Source organism: Treponema endosymbiont of Eucomonympha sp. (assembly GCF_001028545.1).
The window spans coordinates 1-734 of sequence record NZ_BBPW01000334.1; the positions used below are offsets into that span (position 1 = coordinate 1).

Consider the following 734-nt stretch of genomic DNA (forward strand, 5'->3'; position numbering starts at 1 on the left):
ATTTATTCTTTTTGAGATTATATGTTCCCTATATTTTTAGGGCAAATGTCGCTTAACGTGAAAGGTTTATGCCGCGTCGCAGACTGCGTCTGTCCCCGCAGCCTTTTATGACAGCATAAAACCTTCCAGCATATTTGTCAAACATTTTTCCGCAGAAAGGCGGCGGCAGGCATGGTTCCCGCCGCTTTTCTTATGCCCGGACACGGCGCGTAATCAGACGATTTTGCTTCAAAAGGTATACCTTTTGCCATAGAAGGTGTACCTTTCACTCTAAAAGGTACTCTTTTTGCTTCAGAAGGTACACCTTTTAACTCGGAAGGTATACCTTTCAACATAGAAGGTACACCTTTTACTTCAAAAGGTACCTTTTTTGCTTCAGAAGGTATACCTTTTAACAAAGAAGGTACACCTTTCAGTATAAAAGGTATACCTTTTAGAGCATGATTAGGCGAATCCACGCCCGCAGCTTTGTGCGCTGCCTCTCTGCCGGGTTTTTTCAGAAAATGCGGACGTTCGGCAAAGCCGAACGCTTCAGATGCTCGTCCCTGCCGGAATGACGGCGTTTTTTCTGATAACGATGATATTGTCCGCTACGTATGCGCCCGGGACGGCGGCGTATTCGCCGCTGGGATATGTTTTGCCGCTCACGCCGATATGGCAGTAATCGCCGATTCGGGCGTTCTTGTCGATAATCGCGTTCGCAAGCCCGGAGCGCTTCCCGATTCCGATATGCG

The 734-nt window shown here is 47.5% G+C and carries 1 protein-coding gene and 1 pseudogene; both read right to left on the reverse strand.

Annotated elements, in window-relative coordinates:
• Positions 1 to 137: 137 nt before the first annotated feature.
• Positions 138 to 458 carry a hypothetical protein gene (locus tag AWU74_RS10725; protein WP_162502745.1) on the reverse strand — a complete coding sequence of 107 codons (321 nt, stop codon included), beginning with the start codon at positions 456 to 458 and terminating at the stop codon, positions 138 to 140.
• A 73-nt stretch (positions 459 to 531) separates the two neighbouring features.
• A pseudogene (gene glgC / locus AWU74_RS11915) lies at positions 532 to 734 on the reverse strand (glucose-1-phosphate adenylyltransferase); the annotation flags it as partial.